The sequence below is a fragment of the Cupriavidus sp. MPR-AND1C genome (genome assembly GCF_058809705.1).
Genome location: NZ_JBXASU010000029.1, coordinates 43,843 through 61,425, shown reverse-complemented (window position 1 = coordinate 61,425; position 17,583 = coordinate 43,843). Strand labels below are relative to the sequence as shown.

Annotated in this window: 16 protein-coding genes and 1 pseudogene; 7 read left to right on the top strand and 10 right to left on the bottom strand. The window is 56.7% G+C overall.

Annotated elements, in window-relative coordinates; genetic code table 11:
- The first annotated feature begins 401 nt into the window (after nt 1-401).
- Together AC1RWI_RS17430 and AC1RWI_RS17425 are read left to right on the top strand one after the other, a co-directional pair.
- Nucleotides 402-803 (top strand): hypothetical protein, encoded by a 402-nt coding sequence (locus tag AC1RWI_RS17430; RefSeq protein WP_492867701.1) that lies wholly within the window; start codon nt 402-404, stop codon nt 801-803.
- A 360-nt stretch (nt 804-1,163) separates the two neighbouring features.
- Entirely contained in the window at nt 1,164-1,502 is a 339-nt protein-coding gene (locus AC1RWI_RS17425; RefSeq protein WP_492867699.1) for a HigA family addiction module antitoxin, read from the top strand.
- A gap of 112 nt (nt 1,503-1,614) precedes the next feature.
- On the opposite strand, the gene AC1RWI_RS17420 is transcribed toward AC1RWI_RS17425, so the two are convergent.
- The 3 genes from AC1RWI_RS17420 to AC1RWI_RS17410 are packed head-to-tail and all read right to left on the bottom strand — an operon-like array spanning nt 1,615 to nt 4,616.
- Nucleotides 1,615-2,481: a lipase family protein gene (locus tag AC1RWI_RS17420; RefSeq protein WP_492867697.1), complete on the bottom strand. Its 867-nt coding sequence runs from the start codon at nt 2,479-2,481 to the stop codon at nt 1,615-1,617.
- Between the two features lie 3 nt (nt 2,482-2,484).
- Nucleotides 2,485-4,215 carry a caspase family protein gene (locus AC1RWI_RS17415; RefSeq protein WP_492867695.1) on the bottom strand — a complete coding sequence of 577 codons (1,731 nt, stop codon included), beginning with the start codon at nt 4,213-4,215 and terminating at the stop codon, nt 2,485-2,487.
- A 41-nt stretch (nt 4,216-4,256) separates the two neighbouring features.
- Nucleotides 4,257-4,616, bottom strand: a complete 360-nt coding sequence (locus AC1RWI_RS17410; RefSeq protein ID WP_492867693.1) for a hypothetical protein — start codon at nt 4,614-4,616, stop codon at nt 4,257-4,259.
- 230 nt (nt 4,617-4,846) lie between these two features.
- On the opposite strand from AC1RWI_RS17410, the gene AC1RWI_RS17405 reads away from it, so the two are divergent.
- Both AC1RWI_RS17405 and AC1RWI_RS17400 read left to right on the top strand, forming a co-directional pair.
- Nucleotides 4,847-6,037, top strand: coding sequence for an AAA family ATPase (locus AC1RWI_RS17405; RefSeq protein WP_492867691.1), 1,191 nt, complete (start codon nt 4,847-4,849; stop codon nt 6,035-6,037).
- The gene (locus tag AC1RWI_RS17400; RefSeq protein ID WP_492867689.1) at nt 6,034-6,282 is read left to right on the top strand and encodes a hypothetical protein; all 249 of its coding nucleotides are present in this window, start codon (nt 6,034-6,036) and stop codon (nt 6,280-6,282) included. Before AC1RWI_RS17405 ends, AC1RWI_RS17400 begins: the two co-directional genes overlap by 4 nt.
- A gap of 462 nt (nt 6,283-6,744) precedes the next feature.
- On the opposite strand, the gene AC1RWI_RS17395 is transcribed toward AC1RWI_RS17400, so the two are convergent.
- Entirely contained in the window at nt 6,745-7,449 is a 705-nt protein-coding gene (locus AC1RWI_RS17395) for a hypothetical protein (RefSeq protein WP_492867687.1), read from the bottom strand.
- A gap of 64 nt (nt 7,450-7,513) precedes the next feature.
- On the opposite strand from AC1RWI_RS17395, the gene AC1RWI_RS17390 reads away from it, so the two are divergent.
- Nucleotides 7,514-7,759, top strand: a complete 246-nt coding sequence (locus tag AC1RWI_RS17390) for a helix-turn-helix domain-containing protein (protein ID WP_492867685.1) — start codon at nt 7,514-7,516, stop codon at nt 7,757-7,759.
- A gap of 124 nt (nt 7,760-7,883) precedes the next feature.
- Here AC1RWI_RS17390 and AC1RWI_RS17385 read toward each other — a convergent pair whose 3' ends face one another.
- Genes AC1RWI_RS17385 through AC1RWI_RS17370 form a run of 4 tightly spaced genes read right to left on the bottom strand, consistent with a single transcriptional unit; the run spans nt 7,884 to nt 12,865 of the window.
- On the bottom strand, nt 7,884-9,074 hold the full coding sequence (locus AC1RWI_RS17385) for a site-specific integrase (protein WP_492867683.1): 1,191 nt from the start codon (nt 9,072-9,074) through the stop codon (nt 7,884-7,886).
- A gap of 14 nt (nt 9,075-9,088) precedes the next feature.
- Entirely contained in the window at nt 9,089-9,667 is a 579-nt protein-coding gene (locus AC1RWI_RS17380; RefSeq protein WP_492867681.1) for a hypothetical protein, read from the bottom strand.
- Nucleotides 9,654-11,918: a hypothetical protein gene (locus AC1RWI_RS17375; RefSeq protein ID WP_492867679.1), complete on the bottom strand. Its 2,265-nt coding sequence runs from the start codon at nt 11,916-11,918 to the stop codon at nt 9,654-9,656. Before AC1RWI_RS17375 ends, AC1RWI_RS17380 begins: the two co-directional genes overlap by 14 nt.
- The gene (locus AC1RWI_RS17370; protein WP_492867677.1) at nt 11,915-12,865 is read right to left on the bottom strand and encodes a hypothetical protein; all 951 of its coding nucleotides are present in this window, start codon (nt 12,863-12,865) and stop codon (nt 11,915-11,917) included. The genes AC1RWI_RS17375 and AC1RWI_RS17370 overlap by 4 nt, the downstream gene beginning before the upstream one ends.
- A 1,007-nt stretch (nt 12,866-13,872) precedes the next feature.
- Here AC1RWI_RS17370 and AC1RWI_RS17365 point away from each other — a divergent pair.
- Nucleotides 13,873-15,276, top strand: a pseudogene (locus AC1RWI_RS17365) (YifB family Mg chelatase-like AAA ATPase); the annotation flags it as partial.
- Nucleotides 15,277-15,567: 291 nt separating this feature from the next.
- Here the strand turns inward: AC1RWI_RS17365 and AC1RWI_RS17360 are convergent.
- Together AC1RWI_RS17360 and AC1RWI_RS17355 are read right to left on the bottom strand one after the other, a co-directional pair.
- The gene (locus AC1RWI_RS17360) at nt 15,568-16,221 is read right to left on the bottom strand and encodes a LysE family transporter (RefSeq protein WP_492867675.1); all 654 of its coding nucleotides are present in this window, start codon (nt 16,219-16,221) and stop codon (nt 15,568-15,570) included.
- A gap of 59 nt (nt 16,222-16,280) precedes the next feature.
- Nucleotides 16,281-16,889, bottom strand: a complete 609-nt coding sequence (locus tag AC1RWI_RS17355) for a hypothetical protein (RefSeq protein ID WP_492867673.1) — start codon at nt 16,887-16,889, stop codon at nt 16,281-16,283.
- Between the two features lie 114 nt (nt 16,890-17,003).
- On the opposite strand from AC1RWI_RS17355, the gene AC1RWI_RS17350 reads away from it, so the two are divergent.
- Complete coding sequence (locus AC1RWI_RS17350; RefSeq protein WP_492867671.1) at nt 17,004-17,507, top strand: thioredoxin fold domain-containing protein; 504 nt, start codon at nt 17,004-17,006, stop codon at nt 17,505-17,507.
- Nucleotides 17,508-17,583: the final 76 nt, after the last annotated feature.

Here is a 17,583-nt window from a genome sequence, read left to right as displayed (position 1 = left end):
AGGTAGGGAAAAAGTGGGTTCAGATGTATTCAGCTGGCTGGCTTCCCCGATCTTCCGGGGGGTGCAATGGCCCATCACCTCTGAGCGGCACTCGCCTGCATCGGCTGCTCAGCAAGCCAGCTAATTCCGAATTTCTGGGTCCAGCAAAAACACACCCAGTCCAGCTAATTCCGATTACGCAACGGCAGTGGCACTTATGTGTGCCAGCCGGGTAGTCCGGCGGAGTATATGGGCGTGCCGATTTACCGGCTTACCGAGCAGTCGCGTCCTGTCGGAAATCCAACTTATCCCGGAACTGGTGTTAATATTCAGCAGGAAGTTGATTATTTTGGTGCTGGCCAGAAACCGGTATTTTACCGCCTCATGCTGCCTTAACTCCGGTGCACACTAATGGAGATACCGTGGAAAAATGGTTTTCCGTCGCCGCAGGTCTGGTGCTTGTTGGTATTGACTGTGGGGTTAGAGCAGTTAAAGTAAGGGCAACGGCCGCGGCACTACAAGGTCGAGAGGTTTTGAGCGATAAGGCAATTTACGAGCGTTTCTATGCCGCGAGCGGCATAGACGAGATCATGGTGAGAGAGCTTTGGCACGAGATCGCGCAGACGCTTCGTATTCCAGCCGAACGCCTGCGGCCCTCTGATCACCTAGGGGAAGATATAGGTGTTTGGACAATTACAAGCGAAGGACTGGATGGGCTTGGGGCGTTGGCCAAGAAGCGCGCGGAGGTACACGACTTGAAGGTGGATTTGTCTTCCATCGAAACGGTAGACGACTATGTAAAGAAGCTTGCGTCACATGTTTGACCCGCCAGTTTGTTCTTGTCGGGCTGGACCAGTTCGACGCGACATATTCCGACCGTTTGCGCCTTGGTTGTGCCTGCTCATTGCAGTTGGCGAGGTTTGGCGAGCGTTGCAAGCAATTGCTTTTGTCGAGTATTGCATAGGCGGATATGGCTACGAACGAACGGTTGGGGGCGCGAGCAACCAAGGCACAAGCAGCGGGGCCAGCCGTTGGAGGCCGCGCAGCGCCAAGGAGAGCAAGCCTCAAAATCGGAATCGCGCCAATGCCAATCGTTCCGCAGGACTGATTACTTAACCGCTTGACGTTCCGCTTCGCGGCGAACGCGGAGTTGGTACACGACGACTAGCGAAAAGGAGGATGCCATGATGAAACACTATCCTCATCCTGGGGAACTGCTGCGTGAAGACGTGCTGCAGCCGCTTGGCATCAAAGTCACAGACGCGGCATATCGCCTGGGCATGTCGCGCTCGTCGCTGTGGCGAGTGATACATGGTCAGGTCCGCATCAGTCCCGACCTGGCGGTGCGTCTGGAGCGCGCCGGAGCCGGCACGGCGCGGTTTTGGATGGCACTACAAGTCAACTATGAGCTGCACCTAGCCGAGCAACGCGCACAGCCTGAGGTCGTGCCTCTGCAGGGCCCCAGACGCCACGCATGGGAGCAACGAACTGGTCAGTGCCAGTCCAATACTGATTGCAACTGAAGTCGCGGCTCGCGGTGTAGTCGGAAAAATCAATGACAGTCGCGCGAGCCTTGTTCGTGAGCGCCTGGAGAACCCGTCTTGAACTGAGGCAACGAACGGGGCCCCGCGTACGCTACGCCAAGGCCGCGTGCAATCCTTCGTGAATTGCCTGGGCGACAGTCATATCGTCCAGATAGCCGCCGATCCCATGACGATTGTCTGTGTGGTTGTCGACATCACCTATATTGACGATCGGCGGCTCAATCGACCAAGTGGCTTCGTCCAGAGGACGCAGCGATACAATGTCGCGTGCGTCATAAGCATTTACCCAAGATTTCACACCGGCAGGCCGCTGCAGTGCCGGGGGCATCAACTGCCTGCGAATTGTATTGAGGCCGAGCGGTGAACCGACGGTGATCAGCTTGACGACATTCGCCTGGGCGCCCATCGCGCGCAACACTCGGTACGCCACGACTGAGCCGAGAGAATGAGCGACGACGACGCAGGGCGAGGTCCCGATGGCCTCCCCTACGATGGCATCCACTTCCCGGGCGACCGCGTAGTTTGTGAGATAGACGGCGACGTCTTCTGTAAACTGCCTCAAAAGCGGCCCGCCGAATTGGGAGTCGTCGACATATCGAGCAAGAGCGAAGGCCAGATCGGTGTTTTGCCAGCCCTTGGTAACTACCTCGCTCCTGGATGATGCTGCGGCGCCATCTGTGCCAAGCAACTCCTTCAGCAATTCGCCCTGCACCGCGTTAGTCTTTGTGTCGAGTCCTGCGTCGCCCTTGGTGCGAAGATCTGCCGGCGCTTCCGTGCGCAGCTTAGCAACCATGTCCGACAGGACGTCGCCATAGTAAGGAAAACCGACCTCGAATTTGGCGACACTCGCGAGGCGCCCTTTCTCGAGTCCCACATCCAATGCTTCACGCCAAGCCCGGCAAAGGGCTTCAGGATCTTTGGCTTGCTGGTCCCGCCCATGAATAAAAATCAGTCGCACACGCTATCCTTTAAAGAGATGCCGCTCGAGGATTGCCATCCCCTCGTGGCTAAACGTTGCCCACAGCGAATTGCAAAGAAAATGCCCGGCCATTCGAAGCGGATCCGGCATGTCGAACTCGAAGCGGCCCATCATGAACCAGCCCTGTGTTAGCACGGGTATGCCAGGGCTGGCGATTGGAAGCTGACTGTCGCCGCGCTGCTCCGCAAGCAATGCAACATCGAACAGCACAAATCCCAAGTCTCGGGCCACCTTCTCTGACAATGCTTCGACCCGATCAAAACGACCAGAGCGCCCATAGGCGTACGAGGCATGGATAGCTAGCATCGGATCGCCGACAATCAACTCTGTCAGCATGCCCTCGTCGATCGTTTGCACATCCGTCGCCGAAAGCAGGCCAGTGCGAGCCATCGCAACAAGCTTTGCTCGCAAGCGCTCAACTTCATCTTCAGGAGCGCTCCATGACCGTTGGCTCCGAGTCGCAGGCGTCATCCTGTAGCGTATGGAAGCGACGTCCGCTCCGTTCATATCAACCATAGCGACATACCCCGGAATAAGAGCAAGTACAGCGCCGTTGCCGCTCGCGAAGCGTAACGCGATTGGCTGTACAACGTCTCGTGCGACCGGATCGACCGGCGGAAAAAGCCCCCATGACAACGAAGTCTCACGCAGTGGGGAGATGGGGCCGGACGCGGACACGGCGGTGCAGACTTCGCCTCCACGCACGACAATGCCCGACCGATTCTCGGCAAAATCGATTGCCGCTTGCCCGGATTCGAATTCGCGAATCTCGAGTTCAGCAAAGGAACGCGCGGGCGCCATGCTACGCGTCCTGACCGGTCGAGACGATGAACGAGACGGAACCAGGCGCCTGCGTTGCTGACGGTCAGGCACGGGCATGCTTTCTTTTTGGGTGACTGGCCACGGCTCTGGATCAGGAATAGGCGTGCTCGCTGCTTCAGAGAGCATCGACAGATATCTAGGCGAGTCGGACTCGATCCGGATGTCAGGAAACTGCTGCAAGCGAATCTGTATCTTCGACGCTGCATCCGGGATGGCTGACGCCAGCCACGCCTTTAGCGGACGACACGGGACCACACGGGTCGTTCCGCTTGCATGTTGCTGGGAGCGGATCACATCAGGCACCCTCCCATCCAACGCGTCAAGCAGGCACTGCGTCAAGAGTCCCCGGTCTCGCGGAGACGTCAAGTCAGGTGGAACTTCGAGCGCCACATCCCCCGGGATCGTTGCGTAAAAGATGTCCACTTCTGGCGACGGCGATCGGTATTCTCCAAACGGGAAGACAAGGCCGCCACCCAACGACGCTGTTTTCATTTCGGAGGGCAGCGAGCGGCAGGCATCGGAGATGAACACAATGTGTTCGACGCCGGAGGAGCGTGCGGTCTGGATCGAGCCACAAACATTGATGACTTCATTGGGATTCTCAGGCGCATCCGACATCAGCCAAAGCTCACAATCGGGGGCCTTAAGTACGCCGTGGCCGGAAAAGTAAACGACGACCTGCGAGTAGACCCCTTTTTTTACAAAGCCGTTGATGACTCTATAGACATCAGCGACGGTCACCGGGCCATCGTCGTCCACCAGCAGACGAGCCTCAAAGCCTTGCTTCACCCCCCATTCATGGAACTCGCGCGCATCCTGTGATGCGCCATTGAGCGGAGGAAACTTTCCTTCGGTCTTGCCAACGCCAATGGCAACCAGAGCCTTTGTCATGCCACTTTCCGTGTTGTTTTGTTGGGCGAATGTGGGCTGGGTCACTTAATGACCCGTTCCCCTGGCTGCGGAAGCGCGCTCGCACGTGACGTCGAAAACATGCCATCGAAATGCGCAAGAAACGTCTCGATCAGATGCCCGTGATAGTACGCGTAGGTTACCGTCGAGATCGCAGCGTTTTTCGGCTTGATGATAAGGAATGACAACTTGCCCCCGGCTGCATCGACAACTGGTTTGAACCACGCCTTCCGGCTCCATTCGGGAGCTCGATGCGTGTAAAACTGCTCATCGTCGCTTTTCTGCCAAGTCGTAATCTTGCCTTTTGGCGCGGACTGTTCGATCCGTTCTTCGAAGGCAGCCAGCAGCGTCTGCGGCTCCTTGCTAAGGAAGTGGACAGCCATGGTCAAACTCCCATCTGATATTTGCAAATATGTGTCTTATACATCTCATTTGTATGGCGACAACCTACCCCATCAAATAGTCACCCTAAGGTATGCGTAATGGGAAATCTACATTTATTTTCGGGACATGATACCAAGTTTCCGGTAATAATGGCACATACGTGGCACTTTCCCTTGAAATCATGGGTCAATTCGCGCAAAATTAGTATTGAGAATTTACCGGGCAAAGCATGGATCACTTTTCGATTGTTCACGCCATCTGTCGTCTGGCGCTCATCGCGCCCAGCGATGCGCTGACCCACCAGGTCGAGCGCCTATCCGCCGCGCTGACCGAAGGCGGAGACAGCAAGTCAGCCCAGCAGATTAAGCAGCTGCTAAGGAGCGCCGCACGCGCTCAAGACATGACGCCGCGCCGACTGGTGCCATCTCGCGCCGCCCCCGTCCTGCCGGGTGAGGTACTGCTACCTACCACGGTATTGCCCGCGGATCGCGAATCCGGCGTGCGACTCGTCGACGCCGTTTTTCCCGATGCGGGCACGTTGGCCCGTCCGATCTTCCCGGCACATCTTGACCGAGCCATACAGATGCTTCTGGATGAGTGGCGGAATGTGGCAGAGCTAAGGAAGGTAGGAGAGGAGCCCACGATGTCCTGCCTATTGACTGGCGCGCCGGGGACAGGAAAGACGTCGCTGGCATTGTGGTTGGCACAGCAATTCGGCGTGCCGGTCCTGGTGGCTCGGGTTGACGCGATGATGTCCTCGTTTCTCGGCACAACCTCACGCAACATCGCTCAGGTCTTTTCATTCGCCAACCGTTTCCGATGCGTCTTGCTGTTGGACGAACTCGATTCGCTGGCGAAGGTGCGCGATGACCCAAATGAGGTCGGCGAAATTAAACGCGTTGTCAACGCGTTACTGCAGAACATGGATGTCCGTATGGCAACCGGCATTACGTTGGGCATCACCAACCATCCGCAATTGCTAGATTCCGCAGTTTGGCGACGCTTTGCGGTCCAGATTGAAGTCCCGCTGCCGTCGCAGGAAGCCAGGGAGGCTATCGTTCGACGCACCCTCGCGCCCGTCGAGACATCGTCGGGCGTTGTGTCGCTCATCGCCGCCCTGATGGAGGGGAGCGCGGGCTCGGAAGTTCGCTCGGTGACGACGCTGTTCAAAAAGCGCAATGCCATGGCTGAGCACGCCGCGCCCGTGATTGATGTACTACGAGAAATCGCTGCGCTGAATAGCGGGCGACTATCGCCGGAGGTCAAAGCTATACTCCGCCGAGAAGACCCAGAACTTGCACGCTGGATCCGCAGGACCTTGGCACAAAAGATCAGCCTGATCGAACTCGGAAGTTTGTTTGAAAAGAGCAAGTCTACCGTCGCGCGATGGCTTGATGAGCCCGAACATAGGGAAGCATGATGGATCAAAACTACAGTCCGATTCAGGTAGTCTTGGACGTTCGTCGCTTTCAGGACGAGCGCGTACGGAAGGGGGGCAGCGGCGCGAGGGAATTCTTCGATGGCAATGATGAGGGTTTCAAGGCGCACAAGAAGCGCATCCAGCAGTCACTGCGCTCTGTGGGAAAAACGCTGAGCACAAGCAGCGCAAGCTCAGTCGGGTTCGTTCGCGTGAGGATGCGTGAGGAGGCGCTGGCCAAGCCGTGAATTCGAGTACGACGAAGTGGCAATCGATGGGGCTAAGGCGTCGCGCTTTGCCATGTTCTGTCGGTGGCGCTTCGCGGCAGCCGGATCCGCCAAGTCCATGGCAACTTGATCTGGACATCGTCACATCACCTCGCGATCAGGCCAGCGTTGTAAGCCTTCCAGTTCTTGACGTGGTAGACCCCTTTGGGTTCGCTCAGTTTACCTTCGTATCTGCGCATCCTCTCGGCAAAAGTCGAGAACCTACCCAGTTTCGCCGAAGGTTAGCAGAGGGACAGCAAGCCGAGCCTGCGTCGCTCGCCGTGGCAGAGCCGTTATTTATGTAACACTGCCCACTATCCACTCAGATAGCAAATAATTGGCAATATTCTCACTTTGCAATGTTCATTTGCAAATATCCCTGCCTCTTACACTCGCCGTGCAAACAGACAACTTTCCGCTCACGTTACCAGGGAGGACGGCGAATCAAGCAAAATGAGGGTCGGAGATTAGGAGAAGCTCGTCGTATATTAGTCGCGACAGCCTACTCTGGCGTTGTGTTATCGGTCTGCGAAATTTGGCAATCCTCCAGCATTCAGCGTCTGCGCGCTCACTCATTCTTACTGCGCCTTCAAGGACCGTCAGGCCTGCCACCTCCTTCACTGCCCGACCGAGAGCCTGATCATCAGCCACTTTTCGACTGGCACTAACTAGGAGGCTACAAGCCTGGCCTGCAGAGTACCGCCACAGAAGTGCGCTCAGCAAGGCGTTTGTATCTTCCTCATCCGGCAGTCGCCAGCCCCTTTTTCTTAGATGCACCTCTAAGAACGAGTAGGTCTCCTCAAGTGCGATTCTCTGCCCAACTGACAGAGCCACAGAGCTGGTTGAAGTAATACTCGCGGCGAAGTTCTCGAGTTTGTAAGAGACTTGCTCTATCACGTCCTCCGGCAAGCGAATCTCGAGTGCAATTGTTTGGCGCTCAAAAAAACGTCGCTGGGGATCATGCATGTACGCAAATGAGGCGTCTAGATCGTCCGCCAAATTGATCAGTTCCGCGTCCAATCTGCGGGATGGAGTGAGCGGCGCGTGGTCCGATGAACTGAGCAACACCCCTTCGCGCAACAGTGGATTAGGCTCGGCAATTACCACCGACAGGAGCAATACATGCAAGGCATCCCGTTCGATATGCATTGCTCCTCCCAAATGGGTCGTAAATACCGTGGTCGTATGAGGATCGTAGCATCAGCATATCCTGATGCAAAGGGTCTCAGGACAAAGCCACGAAGGAAAGGAACTAGCGGCGTTAGGAAGCGCCGTAAGGCGGCTTCGCAAACGTCGGGCTTTCTCACAGGAGGAGCTTGCCGACTTGGCGCAGATCGACCGAAGTCATATGGGAAAGATTGAGCGCGGGGAACGAAACGTTACGATATTGAACCTTGCCCGCGTCGCATCGGCTCTGGGCTGCCGTGTTTCGGACATCCTGCTCGAAGCGGGCCTATGATGCTACCGTAGCGATCCACCACAGCACTTTGACGGTACTTGTCCTCAGCCAAGCGCTCGACGAGTCAGCTCGCGTGCGGGTACGGAATGGATTAATCCGATTCACCACGTACGAAGAACTATCGTCACTTGTCGGCTGCGTTTTCGGCTTGAAATGCAGTGCTGACTATCTGCGCTTGTGAGTGACTCACGTAGCTCCAAAGCGAGGCGGGGTTCCGATGACCCAGCTCCACCGCCACCGAAGCAGCTATCGAAGCAACACTTGTATCCATGCCCAGCCTAAGTCGTAGCTCAGTTTCCGCAGTTATTTTGTCCTGCACAAATTTCCGCCGGAATGAATGCAGCCCGGCCCCTATGGGGCAGCCGACAGCCTTAAAGGCTAGGCCAAAGGCTCGCGACATCGCCTGCGGGGTTAAAGCTCTCCCGTCCTTTGCCGAAACAAAAATCGCATCAGTTTTGTTGCGCCAACCCATGCTTTCGACAAAATCTTTCCGACTTGTATATATAAAGGATAGGATCGCCCCGAGCAATGGCCCACTGAGTTTATATGAATTTTGGTAGCCAAATTTTTGAGCGGTCGGCACAACCACGGCCGCTTCCTCCCCCTCGCAGTTCAGAATCTGCTGACAAGTTAAAGATGCAATCGACTCGCGCCTCCAGCCGACCTCGCAAGCAATCTTCATTATCAGGAGATTTCTCAAAAACACGTATTCCGTGTGAGCTTTTCGAAAGTAATTCAATAGCCTTCTGATATCTTCATCCGTTGCTGCGTATTTACAGCTCAGCCTCACTCCACCCCCAACTCTACGATATAGAAGCGGAAATCGAAGACTGGCGCTTGTGTATCTATTTTGATTTTCTCCCCACCGCCCAATTTTCCCACTATCGCGAGCCGCTGTCACCGCGCACCTATACGGTCCAATACTATGCTTCGGCAGGATTCCCTCAGCCTCACACCAAAACAAAAACATATAGATCCGGCGCATCTTCATATTTACCGTTCGCTTCGCCGTCCTTTCATTTTTGAATGAATTCCTCCTTAGCTTCACCCTCTCCAATTCATCATCGCGGAATCCCCTCAAAAATTCATCATTTATCATCCACTCACACGAAAATGGCCCAACAGCCTCAAAGAAAGACCTCAAGAAGGTAACTTCATTTCTGACGGTCTTAGGATTTAATAGCTCCGTATCTGACAGATATATTGCGTACCTTATGGCCGGCATGACCGGCGCCTTCACACGAACGTCATATGCGACCAAATACGCACGGCCAAGAATCGAATGCCACGAAAAAATAACCATCTGATCGAGCATGACTTCAGGCGCCTTCATAACTTGCCAGACCGAGCTGAATCGACTATAGAAACAGTTTTTGCAATAGCACAATCTTTTTCAAGCGCCGCCGCAAAATGCTTTTTAATTCCCGCCAGCTTTATTCTTACGCTTTGCAGTTCATTCTCTAGAGCATTGATCCTTCGTATTGAAATAATTAACTGGGTCTCAAGAATACCGCGCAGATCTTCGGAACGTCTTAATTCTCTCCTAAGCTTGGCGGAAATTCCTTCTTCGCTGCAAATATCCCCCAACCTCTCGTCGCTCAGCTCCTTTGCCACCCGCAACAATTCCGCGACCGCAAAATGCAACTCCGGGTTGCGGCGAAGCGTCTCATGAGAGTTGCGCCGTATGCCCTGGACATCGTCCCTCCCGAAAATGACTGACCCGCCCACGCTCCAGAGATTGAACTGCCGAATCGAAGTCGGAATAATCAGCTTCGGCGTATGACCTCCTGCAATGACAAGGGTCTTTCGGTCAAGTAGGACCTTTTTCATGGCCTCTATCTTCCGCTCTATATTTTCCCTCGCTAGGCGCTCGCTTTGCCATGCGACGGGCGGCTTACGATTTTGCATTTCTTTCACCTTTCCCCGCACTCAGGCGATCTTTTAGCAGTCTTAAGGCTTCTACTCCGTGCGAAATTTCTAAGGTCAATTCCCGAAATTTCAATGATTCCCTCGGAACATCGGAAAGTTGGGACTGCCTTTCTGCGAGATCCTCTTCGATGCTCTTCAGATAGGCTGCAGAAGTGAGATGAAAGATGCATCTTGAGCAAATCTCTACTCGTGCATTTTCCTGCATTAGTCTCCCTTCGGGTTCAGAGAAACATCGGGCAGACCTCGGCGAGAGGGTATTGCCTACCATGCATTGGCCATGCTTCATTGGCCTTGGAAAATGGCCGCGCTGCTTGAGTATTCTAACAACAGCATCTGGATTATCAGAGGACAAGGAAAATCGCACAGCTCTGACCAAGACGGAACGTACCTTTTCGATGTATCTCTTATACCCCCCCTCGTATCGCCCCCCGTCGAGCACGGCGAAAACATCCTCTGTGAATTTCTCATCTCCAACCTCAATCATCGTTTTACGAAGCAACGATTGCTCTGTAAGTCGTATTGCGCTGAGCATATTATCCCTCCGATCTCCATAGAGCTTGTCGATGGACTCCATTTGGCTGCGACTCGCTGGGTCAGTTACGTAGAGTAGTGTTGACACCAAATCATAATGACCTAGTTGCTGTGCCAATGCCTGCAGATCTCCATTTTCATATCTATAATAGAAAATAAGTGCATACATTCGCCTAAACATATGTGGGCGAACCGAAGAAACTTGCCCTGGTCCCACCGCCATCTGCAAGAATAAAGATGCATCCGATTCATGCGCGTAGGCGTGAAAGTCAAACCACTTTGGCAACGAACTAAATCCCTTCATGGTACTGAAACGCCGATACCCGAAGAGCGGCCGTCCTATTTCCCCATTAGGATTATTATAAATATAGGGGGAACCGTTCTCGATGCTCTCGAACGCCATCTGCACTCGCTCAAGTAAACGGATAGCATCCGCCGAGATTTTATTTACATAGAACTTCTGCCGACTCTTGTACGTTTTCTCTATATAGAAATTCACCTCAAATATATTCAGCCCTTCATTTACAACGGACAAATCGCCCTGCCGAATACCAAACTTGCGATGAACTATCTCATCTTTTCTTCTTGCATTCATCGCAGCGATACAAACAAAGCACGCTGACATAACGCATAGTATTGCAGCGCGCAAAGAGTGCTTTTGGCGCTGATCCTGCCGACCAAAATCGAGGACCTCAATGGGGAAGGGTAACTGCTTACTGATCTTCGCTCGCTGTTCCGAGGCGATAAACGCGGTGTATAAACGCCTCCCCTGATATTTTCGCGTAAAACCTGAGCAACGCTGGACCTCACGCACAAGCTCGTCCAGAAGATCTAGAACTTTCGGACCATATTGATAAACCCATTCCACGGCACATGTGAGCAACTTCACCGCCAGCTCAATACGGATATTTTCTGTTCTTCCCCTCTCCCTGCCGTACTTCAGCGCAGTCCTTTCAGGCTTTGGAAATGGAACGAATGCCAATCCAACTCCACAACTAATATCCGCCAAGTAATTTATTGAATTTAGTCTTTCGATAAGTAGACTGGAGGAAGAAGGATTACTCTCGCTAAATTTAGACCGCCCCTCTTGGTGCCTTCTTGATTCTCGCAGAACCGTAGGAAGGTTAGTAAAGAGCAAGCGCCTAACTTTGAGTCCGCTCGACTCGACACCCGGAATAAATACAATTCTTCTCCCTGCGATCTCAAGGGAAACAGGATCCGCACTAAGAAGGCGTTGTGGCAAATCAAGCGCCGAAAACCATGACCCCTGACTCAATTTGATAGGCAACCCGGAAACGTCCTCAGGTGTAACCTCTTGCAGATCGCAAATATCGTGCAGCCATATGTATTCAAAAAATAGACAGAGTGTGTGAACCAAGTTTGAAACACGCCGACTTCTTGACTTTGTATTCTTTGATCTCCTGAGATATTCCTGTACTGCGAGTACCACTGCAAACACTATCCGTGGATGATCGACAAACGAACACCCGTTTCGGTAAATTCCATTGGGCGGAAGAAAGGCCGTCCTAAAATCGAGCCGCAAGAACGCATCCTCATCAGGGAGGACTTCTAATCGACGAAGGGAGAGGACCCATTCATTATCCAGGGTGAGATCTGGATTAACTATCTGCCCCCTTATTTCGTCGAGAGTTGAGTCACATCCAAGCTCCGACACGATACTCTTTGCTTTAGGAATCATGTCACTGGTCCCCCAAAGGCATTTCTCGCCTCAGCTACTATCTCAGAAATTTCACCCCACAAGACTGATGACTCTAGATATCGAAGCACCTGCACGTTCCACAGCATAGCCGGCCCGTGATATCTCTCGAAGGATTGAGGATTTTCAGAATATAGCCTACCCCAATTCCTTCTATAGTATTCATTCCAGTGCACCAGCTCCCTGATTCTTGGCTTATCTATTACAACCTTATTGTTTATGCAACCATTTTCGCGATGGCAGTTCAATGCATTGCACAGACCGTCGCTTTTCCACGCCGGGTCTGGAGGGGAATTAGGCGCCTTGCAAAATGAGCCATCACCGACCGGGTGAAGCTCACCTTTGTCTTTGGTTTTCCGGCTCCTTCTCATTATTTCAAGTTCAAATCTGCGCTGAAACTCTAAATTTATTGATTTATTGAGAATACGAGCGATGAACTGATCTAGATAATTCGCGGTGCTGGCAATACTTGCGTGGCCGGCAAGCTGCCTTGCGGACTCGATGCTCCCTCTTGCGACGGCCGCTCGGAGTAGCATGTGCGTTCGGATCTGATCCAAGCTAAAGTGGTTGATTCCGTACTTCAGCGTAAAAGATCGCAGTGCAATTGAAAAATCTGCTAGCTTCGGACTGCTGCTAATTCTATCTTTCGCCCAAGGATACCAGCCGTTAAAATCTGCCTGATCTATTATTTTTGCCTCGCGAAGCCGTCGATTATTCCACTCCAGTAGTCGGAGCGCATCGACAACTCCCTTCGCCTTAGCGTCCAGAACCACATCTGGCACTGCAAGCCCCGTCTTCGGCTTAAAGGAGGAAATAGTCACTGTCCCATTTCCCCACTCAATCCTATTGCTTGCCAGACATCTCAATGTATCTGCATTCCAACCGGTGTGTAGAAGTAATACAAGAAATGCTGCGAAGAGTTCGTGCACATGCGCTCGCTCTTGCATGCGAAATATTTGCCTCGGAGAGACCCGTATAGCGTCGACCGCTGATAGGCCTGCGACACTCAACATCTCGCAGATACGAGGATTCCGACTGCCGTTTGCGGAGACCCTAGACAATAGTGCGCCGCTGCTAGACAGTGCCGCGCATGCGGCCACAAATTTCCTTGCGTCGCATTTGGCGATTATCTCTAGCCCGCTGCCGCGATGCCCTTCTTGAGGTATGTGCGCCCCGCTTAAATATCGATACGCGAGATCCTTTGTATTGGAATCGACCGGCTCTAGCGCCAATTTCCGTAGGCTATCCCGGACGGTACCCCATATTTCCAATTCTGTTGAAGCACACTGGAGCAGCAAGTTCACATCGGCATCCAAGCGAACACGAATTTTCGCCCGAAGGTCGCCGATGTTTGCATGGGGTATGGCATCTAACGGCAATCCATCGGAATTTGGCGACGCCGATGCGGAAAGAAAGTCACTCAACGGAGGCCTCGGTCGGGGCTTCCCGGTTAATGAGGTCCGAAAAGTGACGGCACAGTGACTCAGATCTTCACGAAACTGATTCGGCGCCTGGCCCTCGAGGAGCGCCTTCCTCAAGAGCATTGAAGCCCTCGCTTTTCGCGCATCAGACCACGTTGCAACTTGCCCGATGGCACGCTCCAGTTCGGCAAAGAAATGGAGGGCTTCGTGTCGACCCACGGCGCTCGCCTGAAGCTTCAGGAGTTCTGCGCAAGCTTTATCGCGCAGCGCCACATAAGACACTTTCAAGATCAGCCGGGTATCGGCGTTTGGTCGAGGGTGGACTTTTGAGAGTTGCGCGAGTCTGGACAGAGATTCCCAGAGCCAACAGTTCAAGGGCGCGCGGCAAAGTATCTCAGTCGGCACTTCTATATGCGATTTGTAACAGCGACCATGTGCCTTCGCACTGGTCTCGATTACTAAGGTTTGTGGACTTTTATTCACGATATCGCAGGTGAAGCGACGCTGGAAACCCTAAGGATAGTAAGGATCATCTACACCACACACGCCTAAACACTACCTTATCGACTACGGTGAATCTGGCGCCGGCCGACCTGCCCAAGGAGTCCGGCCGCTTCGACCTGCCGATCGCGCTTGGCATCCTGGCCGCAAGCGGGCAAGTCCCGCTGGATAGCCTGGATGCCAGCGAGTTCGCCGGCGAGCTGTCGCTGTCCGGCGAATTGCGCCCCGTGCGCGGGGCACTGGCCATGGCCATGGGCCTGGGGCGCGACAACGCGGCACGGCAAGCCGCTGGCGAAGGCCCGGCGCGCAGCTTCGTGGTGGCGGCGGAAAACGCGCCCGAGGCGGCCCTGATCGACGGCGTCACGGTATATGCGGCGCGCTCCCTGCTGGAAGTCTGTGCTCACCTTGGCCCCCTGCCCGCGGACCGCCTGGCACGCGCGCAGCCGCTGGTGGAGATCGCCGGAGGCGACCCGGCCGGCCCGGACATGCGTGACGTGCGGGGCCAGGCGCAAGCGCGCCGCGCCATGGAGATCGCGGCGGCGGGCCAGCATTCGGCACTGCTCGTCGGTCCGCCCGGCACCGGCAAGTCCATGCTGGCCCAGCGCTTCGCCGGCCTGCTGCCGCCCATGACGCTGGACGAAGCGCTGGAATCCGCCGCGGTGCAGAGCCTGACCGCCGCCGGCTTCCATCCCGCCCGCTGGCGTGAGCGGCCCTACCGCTCGCCGCACCACACCGCGTCGGCGGCGGCGCTGGTGGGCGGCGGCAGCAATCCCCGGCCGGGCGAGATCTCGCTGGCCCACCAAGGGGTGTTGTTCCTGGATGAGTTGCCTGAATTTGACCGCAAGGTGCTGGAAGTGCTGCGCGAACCGCTGGAATCCGGCCGCGTCACCATCTCGCGCGCCATGCGGCAAGCCGACTTCCCGGCGCGCTTCCAGTTCATCGCCGCGATGAACCCCTGTCCTTGCGGCTATCAGGGGCACCCGTCCCGTCCTTGCCGATGCACGCCTGACCAGGTGCTGCGCTACCAGTCCAGGCTGTCGGGACCTTTGCTCGACCGGATCGACCTGCAAGTGGAAGTGCCGGCGCAGGATCATCAGGAAATGCTCGACGGCCCGCCCGGAGAGCCCAGTGCAGACGTGCGCCAGCGCGTGCTGGCCGCCCGGGCCGTGCAGCAGGCCCGGCAAGGCAAGCCCAATGCCGCCCTGTCCGGTCGCGAGATCGACGAGCACTGCCCGCTCGCGCCCGAGGCGCAGGCATTGCTGCGCGGCACCATGGCCAAACTAGCCTGGTCGGCGCGCGCCTATTTCCGCGTATTGAAGATCGCCCGCACCATTGCCGACCTGGCAGGCGCCGAGCCATTGCAGCCGAGCCATGTGGGCGAGGCTATCCAGTACCGGCGCGCGTTGCGGACACCGTAGCCATTCAGGCCCGGCGCGGCGGCACGGCCACAGGGGGCTCCGACGGCGGCGGGGGCTCCTCGATCGGAGGGAGGTCGGGCGGCACGCCCGGCGGCAGCGGATCTTCGGCCGGCGGCACCGTGTGGGCGGGCCGCGCTTGCAATGAAGCCTGCTGGGGGGAAGAGCTTCGCATTGCTTGCCTCCGCTTGGGTCGTCTTCGTCTTACCTTATTGAAGCAAACGCACTCGTGGGAAGCCAGCGATAGATAGACATATGGATGGATCGGGCCGGCGCGACGCCGGCCCCGGGTCCTCAAGCCGGATGGCGCCTGACGAAGAACAACGCCGCGCCCACGGCCACCAGCACGCTGCCGAAGATCCGGTTCTGCCAGCGCACCGCGCGCGCATTGCGGAACAAGCCGCGCATGCGCGAGGCCAGCAGCGCGTAGCCGTGCATCACCACCAGGTCCACGCCGCACATCGTCGCGGCCAGGATGGCAAGCTGGGGTCCCAACGCATGGGCCGGATCGATGAACTGCGGCAACACCGCCACCATGAAGATGATGCCCTTGGGGTTGGTCACATTGGTCAGCAAGCCCGTGGCAAAACGCCGGCGCGGACTCAGCGCGGCCACGCGCGGCGCTTCCGTGCCCCGCGCGGCATCGTCCAGAGCGCCGCCGTCCACCCGCGCGCGCCATTGCTGCACGCCGATATAGATCAGGTAGAGCGCGCCAATCGTCTTGACCACGGCAAAGGCATGCTCGGAGGCCACCAGCAACGCGCCCAGGCCGCCGCCAGCCACCAGCAGGATGATGACCAGCCCGGTCTGCAAGCCAAAGATCGTGGTGGTGGTCTTGCGCAGGCCGTAAGACAGGCCATGGCTCATCGACAGCACCGCGCCGGAACCCGGCGACACAGCAATCACCCAACAGGCCGCGAAATAGGCCAGCCAAACATCCCAACGCATTGCGTTACTCCTTGAAAATCAACTGTCTTGAATCTGCCTGGAAGCCTGGGGCGCCCAGGTCAGAACGGATGGAAACCCGTCAGGAACTGGTCTATCTGTTCCGCCTGGCGCTGGTCGCGCGCGGCCTCTCCCGCCTCCAGCACGACCGCTTGGTAGACGTGCACGCCCGACGCTACCAGCCGCGCCGTCAGCCTGCGTGGCGACTGGTCCTGCGGCGATACCGCTGCCACCTGCACCTCCACGCCCTCGAGCGCCACGGCCGGCGATGCGGCCGACATCACGGTTACCTTGCGGGTCCTGACCGCTTCGGCGGGATGCGGCCCGAGGTTGTCGAGCAAGCCCTTTTGCATGGAATCCAGCGCCGCCTTGCGCAACTTGGCGTCATCGGCGGGCAAGGTCACCACGCCCACGGCGAACAAGGTCTCGTCGACCCGGGCCGCGTCCATCGTCATGGGCAGCTTGCGCCCGGCAATCGCCACCTCGCGCGCGGCACCGGAAGGCTTGCCGGGATAGAGCGCCGCGTAGGCGCCTTCGTTGGACTGGATGGTGCGCCAGTCATAGCGGGGCGAACAGGCGATCAGCCCGGCGCCGAGCGCGCCCAGGACGATGGCGTTGGCAAGCAGGGACTGCGGCAAGCGGAAGAACCGTGGAAACCAGGCGTGGGGCATCAGGGCGGCGAATGCGGAAATAAGCCGCTATTATCGTAGAACCCGCGTGCCAGCGCTCATCTACATTGCCCGCCAATGCACACCCAGCCATCGATCCAGCCATCGATCCAGCCAATGCGGCCATCCCCCCGGAGTGTCTTTGGCACCGCACGCCGTACCGGCGCGGCGATGCTCGGCGCTTTGCTGGTCGCGGCAAGCACGAGCGCCCTGGCCGCCACGCCCCACCTGCCCCCCGTCAACGATCTCGCCATCCAGGCCGCCGCTGCGGCCAGCCGGGGCGAGCCCCTGGTGGTGCTGGTGACATTGCCCGGCTGCGTGTACTGTGAAACGGTGCGCCGCAACTATCTCGGCCCGCAAGCCGCGGCGGGCGAAATCGAGGCGCGCGAGCTGGACATGACCGCCGACACGCCGCTGCGCAACGCCGATGGCAGCATGACCACCGCACGGGAATGGGCCCGCAGCCGCAATGTGGCGGTAGCGCCCACGGTGCTCTTCCTCGACGCGCGCGGCCGCTCCCTGGCCACGCCGCTGCGCGGCATGCAGCCCGATTTCTATGGCGCCTACCTTGAGCAGGCGCTGGACCAGGCCCGCTCTGCCTTGGCAAGCAAGACGCATTGAGGCGCACGAAGGCGCACGCAGCTGCGGCCAATCGTCGCATCCGCGGCGGCTCGGTGAATGCAGCCGGCAGCGTCCC